The following is a 17,625-nucleotide window of genomic DNA, read 5'->3' as shown; positions in this document are numbered from 1 at the left end:
TATGCCGCTGGGCCGCGTCACCAGGGGCGCGTGACCTCGACGTCGCGCGGGTCCGCCCCCTCGACCGCCCAGCCGCGGGCGCTCTTGGTCCAGGTGGCCGTGGTGCCCTCCTCGACGAGACGGCGGACACCCCGGACAAGGCGGTCCACGGCCTCCGCCGTCGTGCCGAGGCCGATGCTGGCCCGGACTGCGGTGGCAGCCCGCTCGCCCCACGGGTCGGCGAGCAGCTCGTCGACGAGGACGTGGGCGCAGAACTTGCCGTCGCGCACCCCGATCCCGTGCTCGACCGAGAGGACCTGCGAGACGAGCGAGGACTCCCATCCGTCGACGGTGAACGCGACGACACCGACGCGGTCGTGGTCGTCGCCGAAGATCGAGAGGGTCTCGACGCCGGGGATCTCCTCGAGCCCCTCGCGCAGGGCCCGGAGCAGCGCTGCCTCGTGCGTCTCGATGGCCTCGCGGTGGGTGCGGATCGCGCATGCCGCGGCGGCGATGGCGATGGCGCCGATGACGTTGGGGCTGCCTCCCTCGTGGCGGGCCGCGCCGGTCGCCCACGTCGTCGCGTCGTCGGTGACGGACGTGGTCGCCCCGCCACCGAAGAGGTAGGGGGTCCCGGCGTCGAGCCAGTCGCTGCGGCCGGCGAGCACGCCGGCGCCGAACGGTGCGTAGGTCTTGTGCCCGGAGAACGCGACGTAGTCGGCGCCCCACCCGGCGAGGTCGATCGGGCGGTGGGCGGAGAGCTGGGCGGCGTCGACGGCGAGCCGGGCGCCGTGCTCGTGGGCGACACGGGCGAAGCGCTCGACCGGCCAGATCTCGCCCGTGACGTTCGAGGCGGCGGCGACGACGACGAGGCGGTGGCGGGTGGGGCTCTCGGCGAGCGTCTCGTCGAGGAGGGAGAGCGCGTCCTCGATCGTCTGGGGGACGGGCAGCCTCACGGTGCGCCCGCGCCCCCACGGCAGGAGCGTGGAGTGGTGCTCGGTCCCGAAGACGAAGACCGCCGTGCGGCTCGGGAGCGCCTTGGAGAGCAGGTTCCACGAGTCGGTCGTGCTGCGGGTGAAGATGACGGTGTCGTCCTCGCGGGCCCCGACGAAGTCGGCGACCTCGGCGCGGGCCTGCTCGTACCACCCGCTCGTGAGGCGCGACGCGTGGCCGGCGCCGCGGTGCACCGAGGCGTAGGTCTCGAGGGCCCGGTCGACGGCGGCCTTGACCGACTCGAGCGCCGGGGTGGAGGCGGCGTGGTCGAGGTTCGCGTAGGGGACCGGTCCGCTCACGGTAGGCGCGAGCAGCCCGGCGCCGACGACCGGCGGCAGGCTCTCGCGGTGGGGGACGACGTGGAAGGCACGGGTGCGAAGGACCGGCGCGGCGGCCCCGCCACAGGCGGTCGTGCGCGGGGTGCTGGCAAGGACCGACATGGTCTGCTCCTGGGGTCGGGGGACCCACCGGGTGCAGGTCCGCGCTTGCCGGGCCTCGACGTCACGAACGCGTCGGGGATCGGCCAGGTCGTCACCCGGAGCACCCCACCGCGGAGGAGGGTTGCTGACCAGCGAGCCGGGGCTTGTCACTGGCACTCATGACCTGCCAGAGAAGATAGGGGGCAGGCGCCGCGGGTGTCCACCCCTCGGCCGCCCGGGACCGCCATCTGAGACGACGGCGGCGGCCCGGCCGGCCCTCGGACGGGGCGTGGATGGGGCTCCGGGTGGGGCTCGGTGGGACGCGCGTGGGGGTCCTTCGCACACGGGGTTTCCCCTGTTGCGCGTGTGACACGTGAGTTCAGCGTGGCGTTGACGTACGGTGCGAACATGGCGACACGTCCGTCCAGCAGCACGCGCTCGAGCTCCGGCACCACGGCCCGCGCCAAGGGGTCCGCGGGCGGCTCGTCGTCGCGCCGCCCGGCCGCCCGGTCGACCCGTCCCGCGACCCGCAAGCCGGCCGCTCGCCGCTCCTCCTCCCGCACGCGCGAAGGGGGGCTCCCGTTCCCGTTCCGCGCCGTGCAGTCGACGTGGATGGGCGTCTCGCACCTGGCGGGGAGCGCCGTGCGTCGCGTCGGGACGAGCGCCAGGGAGCTCGAGCCGGAGCACCGGCGCGACGGCCTCGGCTTCACGTTCATCGCGCTCGCGGTCGTCGTCGCGTCGCGCGAGTGGTGGGGGGTGTCGGGCGTCTTCGGCCAGGCGGTCCACGCCGTGTTCGCGGGCACCTTCGGTCGCATCGCGTATGCCGTCCCGCTGGTGCTGCTCGTTCTCGGCCTGCGCCTCCTGCGGGCGCCGCAGGATGATGCGGCGACCAACCGCATCATCGTCGGCACGATCGCGCTCACCTTCGCCGCGTGCGGGCTGGCCCACATCAGCGACGGCATCCCCAACCCGCCCGACGGTGCCGACGGGATGCGCGCGGCGGGAGGCATCCTCGGCTTCCTCGCCTCGAGCCCGCTCGCCGCTGCGGTGTCCGTCTACGGCGCGACCTTCCTGCTCTGCCTCCTCGGACTCTTCGGACTCCTCGTCATCACCGCGACGCCGGTCAACCTCATCCCGACACGGCTGCGCCAGCTGCGCGCGCTCGTCCTCCACCGCGAGCTCGAGCCTGCGGACGCGGACGACAGCGCAGACGGGTCGGCTCCCGAGGCCGCCCTCAAGCGGGCCCGGCGGCGCGCCGTCGACCTCTCTGACCGGGACGGTGACGAGGCCTTCCGCAAGGCGGCCCAGGTGCTCGCCGACGAGGAGCCGACGACCCGCCTGCGCCCGGGCGAGAAGCGGCCCACGGCTCCGGGCGTCCTCGCGCCGCGGCCCGCCGGGACGGCCTCGGGCGTCGACGCGACCGACCCCACGACCCACGGGGCTCCGGTGACGCAGGCGGCCAGTCCCAAGGCCGAGCTCGTGCCCCCGCCGGTCTCCGAGCTCCCCGCCCGCGCAGAGCAGCTGTCGCTGGGTGGCGACATCACCTACCGGCTGCCCGACCCGACGATGCTCACGCCTGGCCCGCCGCACAAGACCCGGAGCGAGACCAACGACCGCGTCGTCGAGTCGCTGACCGGCGTCTTCGACCAGTTCGACATCGACGCGGCGGTCACGGGGTTCACCCGCGGTCCGACCGTCACCCGCTACGAGGTCGAGCTCGGGTCCGGCACCAAGGTCGAGCGCGTCACCGCGCTGTCCAAGAACATCGCGTATGCCGTCGCGTCGGCCGACGTCCGCATCCTCAGCCCGATCCCCGGCAAGTCCGCCATCGGCATCGAGATCCCCAACCTCGACCGCGAGAACGTCGCGCTCGGCGATGTCCTGCGCAGCCAGACGGCACGGAGCAACGCGCACCCGATGGTCATGGGTGTCGGCAAGGACGTCGAGGGGGCCTTCGTCATCGCCAACCTCGCGAAGATGCCGCACCTGCTCGTCGCTGGTGCGACAGGCTCCGGCAAGTCGAGCTTCGTCAACTCGATGATCACCTCGATCCTCATGCGCTCGACGCCGGAGGAGGTCCGGCTCATCCTCGTCGACCCCAAGCGCGTCGAGCTGACCGCCTACGAAGGCATCCCGCACCTCATCACCCCGATCATCACGAGCCCGAAGAAGGCCGCCGAGGCGCTGCAGTGGGTCGTCAAGGAGATGGACCAGCGCTACGACGACCTCGCGGCGTTCGGGTTCAAGCACGTCGACGACTTCAACAAGGCCGTCCGCGCCGGCAAGGTCAAGCCGCTCCCGGGCTCCGAGCGCCAGATCACGACCTACCCCTACCTGCTCGTCGTCGTCGACGAGCTGGCCGACCTCATGATGGTGGCCCCGCGCGACGTCGAGGAGTCGGTCGTGCGCATCACCCAGCTCGCTCGGGCCGCTGGGATCCACCTCGTCCTCGCCACCCAGCGCCCTTCGGTCGACGTCGTCACCGGCCTCATCAAGGCCAACGTCCCCTCGCGGATGGCGTTCGCGACAAGCTCGCTCGCCGACTCCCGCGTCGTCCTCGACCAGCCCGGCGCCGAGAAGCTCATCGGCCAGGGCGACGCGCTCTTCCTGCCCATGGGTGCGAGCAAGCCGATGCGCGTCCAGGGCGCCTGGGTCAACGAGTCCGAGATCCACGAGGTCGTCAAGTTCGTCACGACCCAGCTCAAGCCCAACTACGTCGAGGACGTCACCGTCGCGGCCCCGAAGAAGCAGATCGACGACGACATCGGCGACGACCTCGACGTCCTGCTCCAGGCGACCGAGCTCGTCGTGACGACCCAGTTCGGCTCGACCTCGATGCTCCAGCGCAAGCTGCGCGTCGGCTTCGCCAAGGCCGGCCGGCTCATGGACCTGCTCGAGTCGCGGGGCATCGTCGGCCCGAGCGAGGGGAGCAAGGCCCGTGACGTCCTCGTGCGGCCTGACGACCTGCCCCAGACGCTCGCGCTGCTCCGGGGCGAGGACGTGCCCCACCCCAACGAGCCCGCCGACGAGGTCGAGCCGTCCGAGCCGTACGCCCCGCCACCCGTCGAGGTCGAGCCCTCGACGGAAGCCGACCCGGCGGCATACGACGGCGAGGGGAACGCGCACCAGCGGACGGCGTCCCTCGTCGCCGAGCGCGGCGAGCGGCGTGACACGCCCGCAGCCGGCGCCGGCTGGACGCCCGGCGACCTGACCCCGGTCGTCGACGAGGACGACGAGGAGTCCGAGGATGCCTGGTCGCTGACGGACCGTCGCGACGAGCGTTACTGAGGCCTTCTCGTCGACCGGCCCACTCGCGGGGTCAGAGGACGAAGCGGTAGCCCAGGCCCGGCTCGGTGACGAGGTGGCGCGGCGCGGCCGGGTCCGGCTCGAGCTTGCGGCGGAGCTGGTTGGCGTAGACCCGGAGGTAGTTCGACTCGCGACCGTACGACGGTCCCCAGACCTCGCGCAGGAGGTCCTGCTGGAGCACGAGGTGCCCGGGCTCGCGGCAGAGCGCCTCGAGCAGGCGCCACTCCGTCGGCGTGAGCCGGACCTCCTCGCCCCCGACGCTCGCCCGTCGCTCGGCGAAGTCGAGCCGGATCCCGTCGGTGCTAACGACGCCGATCCGGCGACCGGCGTCGCCTCCGCGTCGGATCGCCGCCCTGACCCGTGCCAGGAGCTCCTCGACCCCGAAGGGCTTCGTGACGTAGTCGTCGGCCCCGAGGTCGAGGGCCTCGACCTTGTCATCCGACTCGTGACGGGCCGAGAGCACGATGACCGGGACGGCCGAGGTTGCGCGGATCCGGCGCAGGACCTCGGTGCCGTCGAGGTCGGGCAGGCCCAGGTCGAGGATGACGATGTCGGGTGGACCGTCCTCGCCCATGACCTGGAGGGCGGTGCGCCCGTCCGCAGCGCTCAGCACCTCATGGGAGTGCGCCCGCAGGGCGATGGACAGCGTCCGGCGCAGGCGGGCGTCGTCGTCGACGACGAGGACGCGCGTCATCGGACGGGCTCCTGCTCGTTGTCGGTCGACGTCCTCTCGTGCGACTTCGTCTCATGCGACCCCGTTTCCGGCGATCCGGCCACGGGCAGCTCGATGACCATCGTCAGTCCCCCTCCCGGGGTGTCCTCCGCCGTCAGGGACCCGTCCATGACCGCCATGAGACCACGGGCCACGGCGAGCCCGAGGCCGATCCCCTCCCCTTGGGGCGTGTCGCCGACCCGCTGGAACGCGGCGAAGATCCGCTCCCGGTCGCCCTCGGCAACCCCCGGGCCGCGGTCGATGACCCGGATCTGGACGGTGGCCCCGATCCGTCCCGCGGTGATGCGCACCTCGGAGTCGCCGCCGTGGCGCAGGGCGTTCTCGATGACATTGGCGAGCACGCGGTCGAGCAGCCCGAGATCGGCGCGGACGAGCGGCACCCCGGCCCCGGTCGCGATCTCCACCCGGCCGGGCTCCGACGTCGTCCTCACCGTCGACACCAGGGCGTCGAGCACGTCGATGTCGTGCGCGTGGGCCCGCACCGTCCCGGTCTCGAGCCGGGAGAGGTCGAGCAGGTTGCCGATCAGCGAGTCGAGCCGGTCGCTCGAGTCCTCGATCGACTCCAGCAGCTCCGCCTCGTCCTCGGGCGGCAGCACGACCCCAGGTTGGCGCAGGATCGACACGCCTGCCTTGATGCTCGCGAGTGGGGTGCGCAGGTCGTGCGAGACGGCCGCCAGCAGCGTGGTCCGGGCCGCGTTGTCGCGGGCGAGCCCGGCTGCCTCCCTCGCAGCAGCCGCGAGGCGTTCGCGTCCGAGCACGATCGTCGCGTGGGCGGCGTAGGCGCTCACGAGGCGCTGGTCCTGCGCCGCGACCGGCGGGCCGGCGAGGAGCAGGTGCGCCCCCTCGTCGACGGGTTCGTCGATCGACCACGTGACTCCGTCGGGGACGGGCGCGCCCGGCCGCAGCGCCGGGTCGGTTGACGCGAGCACCACAAGGTGGTCCGGGCCCTCGCGAGGACCCGCGATGATGGCCGTCTTCATCGACAGGGCACTCCGGGCCTTCTCCAGCAGGGCCGGGAGGGGTTGGGGCTCGGCGAGCAGGTCGCTGCTGAGGGCCGCGAGCGCCGCCGACTCCCGTTGCGCGGCCACGGCCTGCTCGGTGCGCCTCGCGGCGACGTGGACGAGCGAGGACACGGCCATCGCCACGAGGACGAAGACGGCGAGGGCGAGGGCGTTCGGCGGGTCGCTGATCGTGAAGGTGCCGACCGGTTCTGTGAAGAACCAGTTGACGACGACGGAGCCCGCTACCGCGCAGAAGAGCGCCGGCCAGATCCCACCGACGAGGGCGCACGCGACAGTGAGCGCGAGGTAGAGGAGCAGGTCCAGGGAGAGCGAGTGGCGTTCGCGGGTGGCCACGAGCACGGCGGTCAGCACTCCCAGACCCACCGTGGCGAGCAGCCACCCCGCGATGCGGCGTCTGCCGGACAGGGCGCCGAGACGCCGGCCGCCTCCGCGGCGGGCGGCTCGGCGTCCGGCGTGGCCATCCTCGTGCGAGACGAGGTGGACGTCGATGTCGCCGGACCCGTCGGCGACCTCGGACGCGATGCTCGGTCGGAGCAGGGACTGCCATCGGCTGCGCCGGCTCACCCCGACGACGATCTGGGTCGCGTTGACTCCGCGCGCGTGGTCCAGGATCGCGTTGGCCACGTCGGAGCCGGTCACGTCGTGGAAGTCGGCGCCAAGGTCCTCGGCCAAGCGGTGCAGTCGGGTGAGTGACGTGGGATCGGCGGAGGCAAGGCCTTCAGCCGGTCGGACGTGGCAGGCGATGAGGTCACCACCGGCCGCGCGGGTCGCGATCCGGGCTGCACGACGGAGCAGAGTCTCGCTCTCGGGGCCCCCGGTCAGGGCCACGACCACGCGCTCGCGGGCCGGCCACGGCTCGTGGATCCCATGGTCGGCGCGGTAGCGCTCGAGGGCCTCGTCGACCCGGTCGGCGAGCCAGAGGAGGGCGATCTCGCGCAGCGCAGCGAGGTTGCCGACGCGGAAGTAGTTGGCCAGGGCCGCGTCCACCTTGTCGGGGCCGTACACGTTCCCGTGGGCCATCCGCCGCCGAAGCGCCTCGGGAGTCATGTCGACGAGCTCGACCTGGTCGGCCCGGCGGACCACCTCGTCGGGGACAGTCTCGCCCTGGCGCACCCCGGTGATGGCCTCGACGACGTCGTTGAGCGACTCGAGGTGCTGGATGTTGACCGTCGTCAGGACGTCGATGCCCGCGTCAAGCAGGTCGTCGACGTCCTGCCAGCGCTTCTCGTGACCTGATCCGGGGACGTTCGTGTGCGCGAGCTCGTCGACGAGCACGACCTGCGGGCGCCGGGCGAGGACGGCCTCCGTGTCGAGCTCGGCGAGCTGGGCCCCCCGGTACTCCACCGCGCGTCGTGGGAGGACCTCGAGCCCCTCGAGCATCGCCGACGTGTGGGCTCGTCCGTGCGTCTCGACCAGCCCGACGACCACGTCGGTGCCGCGCTCGGCCCGACGGTGGGCCTCGTCGAGCATCGCGACCGTCTTGCCGACGCCGGGCGCCGCCCCGAGATAGATGCGCAGCTGTCCACGCCTCATACGGCGATCCTTTCAGGTGAACCTGCCCGTCGAGCCCTTCCGGTCAACCTGGAGCCCTCAGCCGGGGCGAGAGGCGACGAGGCGGTCGAGGGCAAGGTTGAGCTCGAGGACGTTGACCCGCGGCTCGCCGAGGAAGCCGGCCACTCGCCCCTTGGTGTGCGCGGCAACCAGGTCGGCGACCTGCTGCACGGGTAGGCCACGCGCCCCGGCGACCCGGGCGACCTGCGACTCGGCATACGCAGGGGAGATGTCGGGGTCGAGGCCGCTGCCGGATGCGGTCAGGGCATCCGCGGGGGCGCTGGTCGGGTCGAGGCCCACCGCCGACGCCCGCTTGGCCACCTCCTCGGACAGCGCGCTCCCGGAGAGGTTGGAACCGCCGCTGGTGTCGCCTGAGTAGGCACTCGCCGAGGGGCGGCCCCAGAACCACTGGGCCCCCGTCCACTGCTGCCCGACGAGGGACGACCCGACGACCGTGCCGTCGACGCTGACGAGTGATCCGGTGGACTGGTCACGGGCGACGACCTGCCCCACGCCCCAGACGATTGCTGGGTAGAGCAGACCGAACAGGACGGTGAAGACGAGCATGGCGCGCAGGCCGGCCCAGGACTGCTTGACGAAGGCGTTCAGGGTGCTGTTCACGACGGATCACATCATTCCGGGAAGGTGGCTCACGACCAGGTCGATCAGCTTGATCCCGATGAACGGGGCCATGATGCCGCCCAGGCCGTAGATGAGGATGTTGCGGCGAAGGAGCGCGGTGCTGCCGACTGCGCGATAGCGAACTCCCCTCAGCGACAGAGGGATCAGCGCGATGATGATGAGCGCGTTGAAGATGACTGCCGAGACGATTGCTGATCTCGGCGAGGCGAGGCCCATGATGTTCAGCGCGTCGAGCCCGGGAAAGAGGACGACGAACATCGCCGGGATGATCGCGAAGTACTTCGCGATGTCGTTGGCGATCGAGAACGTCGTCAGGGCTCCGCGGGTGATGAGCAGCTGCTTGCCGATGGAGACGATGTCGATGAGCTTCGTCGGGTCCGAGTCGAGGTCGACCATGTTGGCGGCCTCCTTGGCCGCCGACGTGCCGGTGTTCATCGCGACGCCCACGTCGCTCTGGGCCAGCGCCGGCGCGTCGTTCGTGCCGTCCCCGGTCATGGCGATGAGGCGGCCGCCGTGCTGCTCGAGCTTGATGAGGGCCATCTTGTCTTCCGGGGTCGCCTCCGCGAGGAAGTCGTCGACCCCCGCCTCGGCCGCGATCGACTTGGCGGTCAACGGGTTGTCGCCCGTGACCATCACGGTCTTGATGCCCATGGAGCGCAGCTGCGCGAAGCGCTCCTTCATGCCGGGCTTGACGACGTCCTTGAGGTGGATGACGCCCAGCACGCGTGGCGGTTGGCCCGCCTCCTGCACCGCGACGGCGAGCGGGGTGCCGCCCGAGGTCGCGATGCCGTCGACCTCGGTGAGCACACCGCTCGGCATCTCGCCGCCGAGGCCTTTGACCCAGCGGGCGACCGAGTCGGCGGCGCCCTTGCGGTAGGCCGTGCCGTCGGGCAGGTCGGCGCCCGACATCCGGGTCGCGGCACTGAACTCGACGAAGGTCGCTCCGGCCTGGGGCAGCCGATCGAGCGCCTCGCGTGAAGGCGTGTCGAGCGCCGAGGCCGCCAGCTCGACGATGGAGCGCCCCTCGGGGGTCTCGTCCGCGAGTGAGGAGACGTATGCCGCTCGGGTGACCCCGTCGTTGCCGAGGCCAGGGGTGGCCAGCAGCTCGGTCGCGCGTCGGTTGCCGTACGTGATGGTGCCCGTCTTGTCGAGCAGCAGCGTCGACACGTCACCGGCGGCCTCGACGGCGCGGCCGGACATGGCGAGCACGTTGTGCTGCACGAGGCGGTCCATGCCGGCGATGCCGATCGCCGACAGCAGCGCGCCGATGGTGGTCGGGATCAGGCAGACGAGCAGGGCGACGAGCACGACGGGTGACTGCGGCTGGCCTGAGTAGATCGCCATCGGCTGCATCGCCATGACGGCCAACAGGAAGATGATCGTGAGCACGGTGAGCAGGATCGTGAGCGCGATCTCGTTCGGGGTCTTCTGACGCGAGGCCCCTTCGACGAGGGCGATCATCCGGTCGATGAAGGTCTCGCCGGGCTTGGTCGTGATGCGCACGGTGATCCTGTCCGACAGCACGGTCGTGCCCCCGGTGACGGCGCTCCGGTCCCCGCCCGACTCTCGGATCACCGGGGCGGACTCACCGGTGATGGCCGACTCATCGACGGTGGCCATGCCCTCGACGACGTCGCCGTCGCCGGGGATGATCTCGTTCGGTCGGACGACGACGAGGTCGCCGATCGCCAGGTCCGAGGCCGCGACGGTCTCCAAGGAACCGTCAGCGAGACGACGCTCGGCGGTGGTCGTCTTCCGCGTGGCCCGCAACGTGGCCGCCTGGGCCTTGCCACGGCCCTCGGCGACGGCTTCGGCCATGTTGGCGAAGAGGACCGTGGCCCAGAGCCAGACGGCGACGGCCCAGGCGAACCACGAGGGATCGACGACGGCCTGCACGGTCGTGACCACCGAGCCGACCCACACGACGAACATGACGGGGCTGCGCCAGACGTGGCGCGGGTCGAGCTTGGCGACGGCTTGGGGGAAGGTGGTGACCAGCTGCCGCGCGAGCTGCGCGTACGTCGTGCTCGTGCGGCCGGGCCGGATGAGCGCCTCGCCGCGGGCGTGCCGGGACCGGGCTGCCGGTCCGCTGCCGGGCGTGGTGCGTGACGACTGCGTCGTCGACGAGGGGTTCATGAGAGTGCCTCCGCGAGGGGACCGAGGGCCAGGGCAGGGAAGAAGGTGAGACCGCCGACGATGACGGCCACCCCGACGAACAGGCCGATGAAGGTGGGGGTGTGGGTGGGGAGCGTGCCGGCGGTGACCGGCCGGCGACGTTGCGTCACGAGGGAACCGGCGAGTGCCAGCACGAGGACGATGGGGGCGAACCGGCCCAGGAACATGCACAGCGCAAGCGTGAGGTTGGTGTAGGGAGTGTCGGCGGAGAAGCCCGCGAAGGCGCTGCCGTTGTTGTTCGCCGCGGAGGTGTACGCATACATGACCTCGGTGAGCCCGTGCGGACCCGTGGCGAGCATCTGCGACGAGACGAGCGGCGCCACCATCCCGATGCCGGTGAAGGCGAGGACCAGGGTCGGCATGACAAGGACGGCCAGGGCGGTCAGGGTGATCTCACGACGCCCGATCTGCTTGCCGAGCAGCTCGGGCGTGCGCCCGACCATGAGACCTGCGAGGAACACCGTGAGGATCGCGACGAGCAGCGCGCTGTAGAGGCCCGTGCCGACGCCACCGGGCGACAGCTCGCCGAGCATCATGTTGAACAGGGCGCCCCCGCCCCCGAGCGCTGAGAAGCTCTCGTGCATCGAGTTGACCGCGCCGGTCGACGTGGCCGTCGTGCTCGTCGCGAAGAGCGCCGAGGGCCACACGCCGAAGCGGAGCTCCTTGCCCTCCATCCCGCCCAGAGGGCCCGACGCCGCGTGCACCTCCGACCAGGTGACGACCGTGAGCATGAGGACCCACAGGGTCGTCATGAAGCCGAGCACGGTCCAGCCCTGGCGACGGTCGCCGGCCATGACGCCGTAGGTGCGGGGCAGCGAGAACGGGATGACGAGGAGCAGGAAGATCTCGACAAGGTTGGTGAGGGGGTTCGGGTTCTCGAAGGGGTGAGCTGAGTTGGCGTTGAAGTAGCCACCGCCGTTCGTGCCGAGCTCCTTGATCGCCTCCTGCGAGGCGACCAGGCCGCCCTGGACAACCTGGTGCCCGCCCGAGAGGGTCGTGACGGTCGTCGGCGCGGTGAGGTTCTGGATGACGCCGCCGAGCAGCAGCACGACCGCGCCGATCAGGGCGATCGGCACGATGACCCGGAACAGGCCGCGCACGAGGTCGACCCAGAAGTTGCCGAGCTCCGAGCCGCTCGAGCGCACGAGGCCGCGCACGAGGGCGACCGCCACGGCAAGGCCGACAGCAGGGGAGACGAAGTTCTGGACCGTGAGTCCCACGGTCTGCACGAGGGGTGAGACACCCGACTCACCGGCATACGACTGCCAGTTCGTGTTCGTCACGAAGGAGACGGCCGTGTTGAGGGCGGTGTCGACGTTCATCGCCGCACCCCGCGCGAAGGGGAGCACGCCCTGCAGGAGGATCATCGCGAGGAGCAGGACGATCCCGACGACGGAGAACCCGATGACCGCGACGGCGTAGGTGACCCACCGCTGCTCGGACCCGGGGTCGACCCGCACGAGACGGTAGACGATGCGCTCGATGCGCCAGTGCTTCGTGTCGGTGAAGACTCTCGCCATCCAGGTGCCCAGGGGTACGTGGACCACGGCGAGGGCGGCAACCAGGACGGCGATGGTGAGCAGGCCGCTGACGGTGTCGCTCATCAGAAGCGATCCGCGTGCAGGAGGACGTGGACGAGATAGCCGAGCACGGCCAGTGCCACGAGGCCCAGGAGGATGTTGGTGACCATGACCCGTTCCTACGGGGTCGGGGCCGGCGCACGCCGTGCCGTTGACGCCCGACTGACGCCTCTTGACGCGTTCTTGACGACGCTCGCACTAGGCTCCGGCAGGTGAGTGCCTCGCTCGAGCTCTGGCCGTCCACTCCCCGCCGGGCGGGCCCGCCGACCCGCCTGGACCGTCTCCGGCGCAAGCTCGTCGAGCTGCCGTGCGCGCTGCTCCTCTTCGTCCAGCTGACCGCGCTCCTCGTCTACCCGTACCTCGAGACGGCGACCATCGGCAACTGGCGTGACGCGGGCCGGGCGCTCTTCGGGATCGTGGGGATCCTCGTGCTCTTCCTCGCCGTCCGCGCGGTCCGGGCGACGCCGGCCCTCACCTGGGTCGCTGCACTGCTCGGCGTGCCGGTCGTCCTGCTCACGGTTGCCGAGGCAGTCTGGCCCGACAGCGCGTCGATCGAGTTCTGGAGCGCGCTGCTCCACGCCCTCTTCTACTTCTACACGGGCTACGGCCTGCTCCGGTACATGTTCGCCGACAACTGGGTGACCCGCGACGAGCTCTACGCCACCGGCGCGACGTTCACGGTCGTCGCCTGGGGCTTCGCCTACCTCTATCTCGCGGTCCAGTTCATCTGGCCCAACTCGTTCACGATCTACGGCGAGGCCGACCCCGGGATCCGATCGTGGTACGAGCTGCTCTACCTGTCGATCACGACGATGACCTCGACGGGCCTGTCGGACATCTACGCCGTGACCCCGCACGCCCGGTCGTTCGTCCTGCTCCAGCAGATCGCGGGGATGCTCTACGTCGCGCTCGTCGTCGCCCGCCTCGTCGGCCTGACCATCGCCCGCTTCCGCCAGTAGGTCGACCCGCCCCGCTCTCGGTCTTCTCCGAGTGAACGCGGTGTTCGTTCACGAACACCGCGGTACACCACTGCGTTCGTGAACGAACGCCGCGTTCGGTGAGCGAGGGGGAGCCCGTATGCCGCCGGGCCGGGTCGCGTCGAGCGCTCGGCGCGACCAGGCGGGCCGGCGCTCAGCCGTCGAGCTCGGTGATCGTCCGGAGGCTCGGCGCCCGGGTCGTCTGGAGGTCACGGGCGACGGCCTCGACGTCGCGCATGACGCGGAGGGTGTTGTCGCGGACGAGCTGGGCGAGGTCGGCGTCCGACCACCCCCGGTCCATCAGCTCGGCGACCAGGCGCGGGTAGCCGCTCACGTCCTCGAGGCCGATGGGGTAGGTGTCGGTCCCGTCGTAGTCGCCGCCGAGCCCGACATGGTCGATGCCGGCGACCTCACGCACGTGGTCGACGTGGTCGGCGACCTCGGCGATCGTCGCGTCGGGCTTGGGGTGCGTCTTCGCCCAGGTCGTCGAGAACGTCCCGAACGCGACCCAGTCGCTCGCGTCGACGCCGACCTCCGCGGCGGCAGCCGCTGCCTCGACGCGCCACGCAGCGGTGGCTCGGGACACGAACTCCGGCACGAAGGTCACCATGCAGACGCCGCCGTTGGCGGGCAGCGCGGCGAGGACGTCGTCGGGCACGTTGCGGGGGGTGTCGCAGAGGGCCAGGGCGGAGGAGTGGCTGAAGATGACCGGCGCGTCCGTGGTCTCGAGCGCCACCCGCATCGTCGTCGCGGCGACGTGGCTGAGGTCGACCATCATGCCGAGGCGGTTCATCTCACGGACCACCTCGCGGCCGAAGTCGGTGAGACCGCCGACCCGCGGGACGTCCGTCGCGGAGTCGGCCCACGCGGTGTTGTCGTTGTGCGTCAGGGTGAGATAGCGCACACCGAGGACGTGGAGCAGGCGCAGCGTCGCGAGGGAGGAGCCGATCGAGTGACCGCCCTCCGCGCCGAGGAGCGAGGCGATCCGGCCCTCCTCCCGAGCCCGCTCGACGTCGTCCGCGCTCCGCGCGAGGGCGAGGTCGGCGGCATACGTCCCGATCATGCGGTGGACGCCGTCGATCTGCTCGAGCGTGGCGATCACGGCGTCGCCCTCGGGAAGCGTGCTGGGCACGAAGACCGACCAGAACTGGCCCCCGACCCCACCGTCGCGCAGACGCGGCAGGTCGGTGTTCGTCGTTGCGACGGGATGGGCGATGTCGAGCCGGTCCCAGTCGTAGCGGGTCTGCTCCCGGGCCTCCCACGGGAGGTCGTTGTGGCCGTCGATGAGGGGCTGGTCGGCAAGCAGGGCCCGCGCCCGGCGGACGAGGTCGGTCGGGGGCGTCGTGTCGTCGGGGGCGGTCTCGAGCATGTCGGTCATTGAACACCCGTCCCTCTAGAGTGGACGCATGACCCCGCCGGACAAGAGCGTCGCCCTCGTCACCCTCGGGTGCACCCGTAACGAGGTCGACTCGGAGGAGCTCGCCGGTCGGCTCCTCGCCGAGGGGTGGCGTCTCGTCGACGACGCGTCCGAGGCAGACGTCGCGGTGGTCAACACGTGCGGGTTCGTCGAACAGGCCAAGAAGGACTCGATCGACGCGCTGCTCGAGGCGTCCGACCTCAAGCACGACGGCGGCCGCACGCAGAAGGTCGTCGCCGTCGGCTGCCTCGCGGAGCGCTACGGCGAGCAGCTCGCCGAGCAGCTGCCCGAGGCGGACGCCGTGCTCGGGTTCGACTCCTACCGCGACATGCCGGCCCACCTCCAGACGATCCTCGCCGGCGGGCACGTCCCGAGCCACACACCCGGTGACCGGCGGCGCCTGCTGCCGCTGACGCCTGCAGCGCGCCAGGGCGAGGCGGCCCGGGTCGCCCTCCCCGGTCACGGTGACGGCTCGGGTGGTGGCCTCGCCGAGGCCGTCGATGACGGTGTGCCCGTCCCGGCGAGCGGCCCGCGTGTCATCCGCGCCAGGCTCGACGGCCGCCCGTGGGCCCCGCTCAAGATCGCATCGGGCTGCGACCGACGCTGCGCGTTCTGCGCCATCCCGATGTTCCGTGGCGCCTTCGTCTCCCGCCGCCCGGCCGACGTCATCGCCGAGGGCCGCTGGCTCGCGGAGCGCGGCGTCAAGGAGCTCTTCCTCGTCTCCGAGAACTCCACGTCCTACGGCAAGGACCTCGGCGACCTCGGCCTCCTCGAGAAACTGCTCCCCGAGCTGACCGCGATCGAGGGCGTCGAGCGCGTGCGCGTCTCCTATCTCCAGCCGGCCGAGATCCGGCCCGGGCTGCTCGCGGCGATGGCCCAGACGCCCGGCGTCGTGCCCTACTACGACATCTCCTTCCAGCACGCCTCCGAGCCGCTGCTCCGCTCGATGCGGCGCTTCGGCTCGCGCGAGGCCTTCCTCGACCTGCTCGCGCGGATCCGGGCCACGTCGCCCGAGGCCGGGGTCCGCTGCAACGTCATCGTCGGCTTCCCCGGCGAGACCGAGGCCGACCTCGACGAGCTCGAGGCCTTCCTGACCGAGGCCCGCCTCGACGTCGTCGGCGTCTTCGGGTACTCCGACGAGGACGGCACCGAGGCCGAGACGTATGCCGGCCACCTCGCCCCCGAGGTCGTGGCCGACCGCGTCGACCGCTTCACGCGGCTCGTCGAGGAGCTCACCGCGCAGCGCGCCGAGGAGCGTGTCGGCGAGCTCGTGGCGGTCCTCGTCGAGGAGATCGATGACGAGGGCACCTGCACCGGCCGCGCCGCGTTCCAGGGGCCCGACGTCGACGGCGTGACCCATCTCCATCTCGGTGACGGCGCCCCGGCGCCCGAGGTGGGTGACATCGTCACGGCGGTCGTCGTCGCCACAGAGGGCATCGACCTCATCGCGGAGCCGCGATGAGTCCCCATGCCGGAGAGGGGCCCGCGCCCCGCCCCACCGACTGGAACCTGCCCAATGCGCTGACGGTCCTGCGAATCCTGCTCGTCCCGGTCTACGGGGTGCTGCTCCTCCACGACGACGGGTCCCAGCCGTGGTGGCGCTTCTGGGCGTGGGTCGTCTTCGCCGTCGCCGCGGTCACCGACGGGGTCGACGGCAAGCTGGCTCGCAGCCGGGGCGAGATCACCAACTTCGGCAAGATCGCCGACCCGATCGCCGACAAGGCGTTGACCGGGATGGCCTTCATCGGCCTGTCGATGCTCGGCGTCATCTGGTGGTGGGTGACCGTCGTCATCCTCGTGCGCGAGTTCGGCGTCACACTCCTACGGTTCCTCGTCATCCGGCACGGCGTCATGCCCGCCGGGCGTGGCGGCAAGCTGAAGACGATGCTCCAGACCTTCTCGCTCGGGGCGCTGACGTTCCCGCTCTGGGTCCTGCCCCTGGCCGAGCTCTGGCGATGGGCGGCCTATGCCGTGCTCGGCGCAGCCCTCGTCGTCACCGTCGTGAGCGGCGTCGACTACGTCTTCAAGGCGGTGCGCCTGCGGGAGACGAGCGAGCGGACCCGGCGGCGGCGCGCGGCTCGGGCGACCGGACGGGCCGTCCCCGGCGCCACCGACACGACCGTGCGGGTCACGGAGGCCGACGCGACCGCCACGACCGCCACGACCGCCACAACCGCGGACAGCACTCCGGACGCGGGTCAGGGAGCGACCCCCGCAGCCGCTCCCGACGTCGTTCCGAAGGTCACCCCGAAGGACTGACATGAGTGCCTCGTCCCGCATCGTCGCCCACCTCACCGAGACGGGCCAGACGCTCGGGTGCGCCGAGTCGCTCACTGCTGGTCTCGTCGCGGCCGCGGTCGCGGACACCCCGGGTGCCTCGCTCGTGCTCCGCGGCGGGATCGTCGCGTATGCCGCCGACGTCAAGGTCGCGCTGCTCGGTGTTCCCCAGGAGCTCGTCCGGCGCGTCGGGACGGTCGACCCCGAGGTGGCCCGGGCCATGGCCGAGGGCGTCCGCCGGCGGCTCGACGCGACGTGGGGTCTGTCGACGACGGGTGTGGCAGGCCCGGGCCCGGCCGAGGGCAAACCGGCCGGGACGGTCCACGTCGCCGTCGCCGGCCCGTCGGGAACAGTGACGCGGTCCCTGCGGTTGAACGGGTCGCGGGCCCAGGTGCGCGCCGCCACGGTCGAGGCCCTGCTCGAGCTCGCGGCCCTGACGATGGGCGCACCGGACCAAACCGCTGCGACGCCGACGGACCCTCGGGGTACGGTAGGCACATCGGCACCGGCGCCGCCGGAGTCCCCGACGCGAACGACGACCTGAAGGAGGACGG

The 17,625-nt window shown here is 71.7% G+C and carries 12 protein-coding genes, 1 pseudogene and 1 riboswitch; of the genes and pseudogenes, 5 read left to right on the top strand and 8 right to left on the bottom strand.

Annotation, left to right across the window (positions count from 1 at the left end; translation table 11 throughout):
- Nucleotides 1-17: 17 nt before the first annotated feature.
- A complete protein-coding gene (locus N865_RS01455; protein WP_034800674.1) occupies nucleotides 18-1,412 on the bottom strand; it encodes an aminotransferase class V-fold PLP-dependent enzyme in 1,395 nt (464 codons plus the stop codon).
- Between the two features lie 36 nt (nucleotides 1,413-1,448).
- Nucleotides 1,449-1,576: riboswitch (SAM riboswitch) on the bottom strand.
- Between the two features lie 223 nt (nucleotides 1,577-1,799).
- On the opposite strand from N865_RS01455, the gene N865_RS01450 reads away from it, so the two are divergent.
- Nucleotides 1,800-4,679: a DNA translocase FtsK gene (locus N865_RS01450; protein ID WP_051509811.1), complete on the top strand. Its 2,880-nt coding sequence runs from the start codon at nucleotides 1,800-1,802 to the stop codon at nucleotides 4,677-4,679.
- Between the two features lie 31 nt (nucleotides 4,680-4,710).
- Here the strand turns inward: N865_RS01450 and N865_RS01445 are convergent, their stop codons facing one another.
- From N865_RS01445 to N865_RS23870, 6 genes are read right to left on the bottom strand one after another with little or no spacing between them, the layout of a single operon-like run.
- Entirely contained in the window at nucleotides 4,711-5,391 is a 681-nt protein-coding gene (locus tag N865_RS01445) for a response regulator (RefSeq protein ID WP_034800673.1), read from the bottom strand.
- Nucleotides 5,388-7,985, bottom strand: coding sequence for a DUF4118 domain-containing protein (locus N865_RS01440; protein WP_034800672.1), 2,598 nt, complete (start codon nucleotides 7,983-7,985; stop codon nucleotides 5,388-5,390). Before N865_RS01440 ends, N865_RS01445 begins: the two co-directional genes overlap by 4 nt.
- A gap of 57 nt (nucleotides 7,986-8,042) precedes the next feature.
- Nucleotides 8,043-8,624: a potassium-transporting ATPase subunit KdpC gene (gene kdpC, locus N865_RS01435; RefSeq protein WP_281173462.1), complete on the bottom strand. Its 582-nt coding sequence runs from the start codon at nucleotides 8,622-8,624 to the stop codon at nucleotides 8,043-8,045.
- Nucleotides 8,625-8,630: 6 nt separating this feature from the next.
- On the bottom strand, nucleotides 8,631-10,781 hold the full coding sequence (gene kdpB, locus N865_RS01430) for a potassium-transporting ATPase subunit KdpB (protein ID WP_084327845.1): 2,151 nt from the start codon (nucleotides 10,779-10,781) through the stop codon (nucleotides 8,631-8,633).
- Nucleotides 10,778-12,424, bottom strand: a complete 1,647-nt coding sequence (kdpA, locus tag N865_RS01425; RefSeq protein WP_034800671.1) for a potassium-transporting ATPase subunit KdpA — start codon at nucleotides 12,422-12,424, stop codon at nucleotides 10,778-10,780. Before kdpA ends, kdpB begins: the two co-directional genes overlap by 4 nt.
- Complete coding sequence (locus tag N865_RS23870) at nucleotides 12,424-12,510, bottom strand: potassium-transporting ATPase subunit F (RefSeq protein ID WP_084327844.1); 87 nt, start codon at nucleotides 12,508-12,510, stop codon at nucleotides 12,424-12,426. Before N865_RS23870 ends, kdpA begins: the two co-directional genes overlap by 1 nt.
- Nucleotides 12,511-12,612: 102 nt before the next feature.
- Between N865_RS23870 and N865_RS01420 the strand changes: the two genes are divergently transcribed.
- A complete protein-coding gene (locus N865_RS01420; protein WP_034800670.1) occupies nucleotides 12,613-13,359 on the top strand; it encodes an ion channel in 747 nt (248 codons plus the stop codon).
- Between the two features lie 172 nt (nucleotides 13,360-13,531).
- Here the strand turns inward: N865_RS01420 and N865_RS01415 are convergent, their stop codons facing one another.
- Entirely contained in the window at nucleotides 13,532-14,746 is a 1,215-nt protein-coding gene (locus N865_RS01415) for a dipeptidase (protein WP_051509838.1), read from the bottom strand.
- Nucleotides 14,747-14,783: 37 nt separating this feature from the next.
- Here N865_RS01415 and rimO point away from each other — a divergent pair, with 37 nt between their 5' ends.
- From rimO to N865_RS01400, 3 genes and pseudogenes are all read left to right on the top strand, one after another.
- The gene (rimO, locus tag N865_RS01410; RefSeq protein WP_034800669.1) at nucleotides 14,784-16,256 is read left to right on the top strand and encodes a 30S ribosomal protein S12 methylthiotransferase RimO; all 1,473 of its coding nucleotides are present in this window, start codon (nucleotides 14,784-14,786) and stop codon (nucleotides 16,254-16,256) included.
- Nucleotides 16,253-16,888 (top strand): annotated as a pseudogene (gene pgsA, locus N865_RS01405) (CDP-diacylglycerol--glycerol-3-phosphate 3-phosphatidyltransferase); the annotation flags it as partial. The gene rimO and the pseudogene pgsA, both read left to right, overlap by 4 nt.
- Before the next feature lie 166 nt (nucleotides 16,889-17,054).
- Entirely contained in the window at nucleotides 17,055-17,615 is a 561-nt protein-coding gene (locus N865_RS01400) for a CinA family protein (protein WP_051509808.1), read from the top strand.
- Nucleotides 17,616-17,625 lie beyond the last annotated feature (10 nt).

This window comes from Intrasporangium oryzae NRRL B-24470 (assembly GCF_000576595.1).
Taxonomy (GTDB): domain Bacteria; phylum Actinomycetota; class Actinomycetes; order Actinomycetales; family Dermatophilaceae; genus Intrasporangium_C; species Intrasporangium_C oryzae.
The sequence above is the reverse complement of the archived record's forward strand: the minus strand, read 5'-3'. Positions and strand labels throughout refer to the sequence as shown.

Coding starts and splice junctions, on each gene's coding strand:
- N865_RS01455 (WP_034800674.1), bottom strand. CDS start 1,412: ATGTCGGTCCTTGCCAGCACCCCGCGCACGACCGCCTGTGGCGGGGCC.
- N865_RS01450 (WP_051509811.1), top strand. CDS start 1,800: ATGGCGACACGTCCGTCCAGCAGCACGCGCTCGAGCTCCGGCACCACG.
- N865_RS01445 (WP_034800673.1), bottom strand. CDS start 5,391: ATGACGCGCGTCCTCGTCGTCGACGACGACGCCCGCCTGCGCCGGACG.
- N865_RS01440 (WP_034800672.1), bottom strand. CDS start 7,985: ATGAGGCGTGGACAGCTGCGCATCTATCTCGGGGCGGCGCCCGGCGTC.
- kdpB (WP_084327845.1), bottom strand. CDS start 10,781: ATGAACCCCTCGTCGACGACGCAGTCGTCACGCACCACGCCCGGCAGC.
- kdpA (WP_034800671.1), bottom strand. CDS start 12,424: ATGAGCGACACCGTCAGCGGCCTGCTCACCATCGCCGTCCTGGTTGCC.
- N865_RS23870 (WP_084327844.1), bottom strand. CDS start 12,510: ATGGTCACCAACATCCTCCTGGGCCTCGTGGCACTGGCCGTGCTCGGC.
- N865_RS01415 (WP_051509838.1), bottom strand. CDS start 14,746: ATGCTCGAGACCGCCCCCGACGACACGACGCCCCCGACCGACCTCGTC.
- rimO (WP_034800669.1), top strand. CDS start 14,784: ATGACCCCGCCGGACAAGAGCGTCGCCCTCGTCACCCTCGGGTGCACC.
- N865_RS01400 (WP_051509808.1), top strand. CDS start 17,055: ATGAGTGCCTCGTCCCGCATCGTCGCCCACCTCACCGAGACGGGCCAG.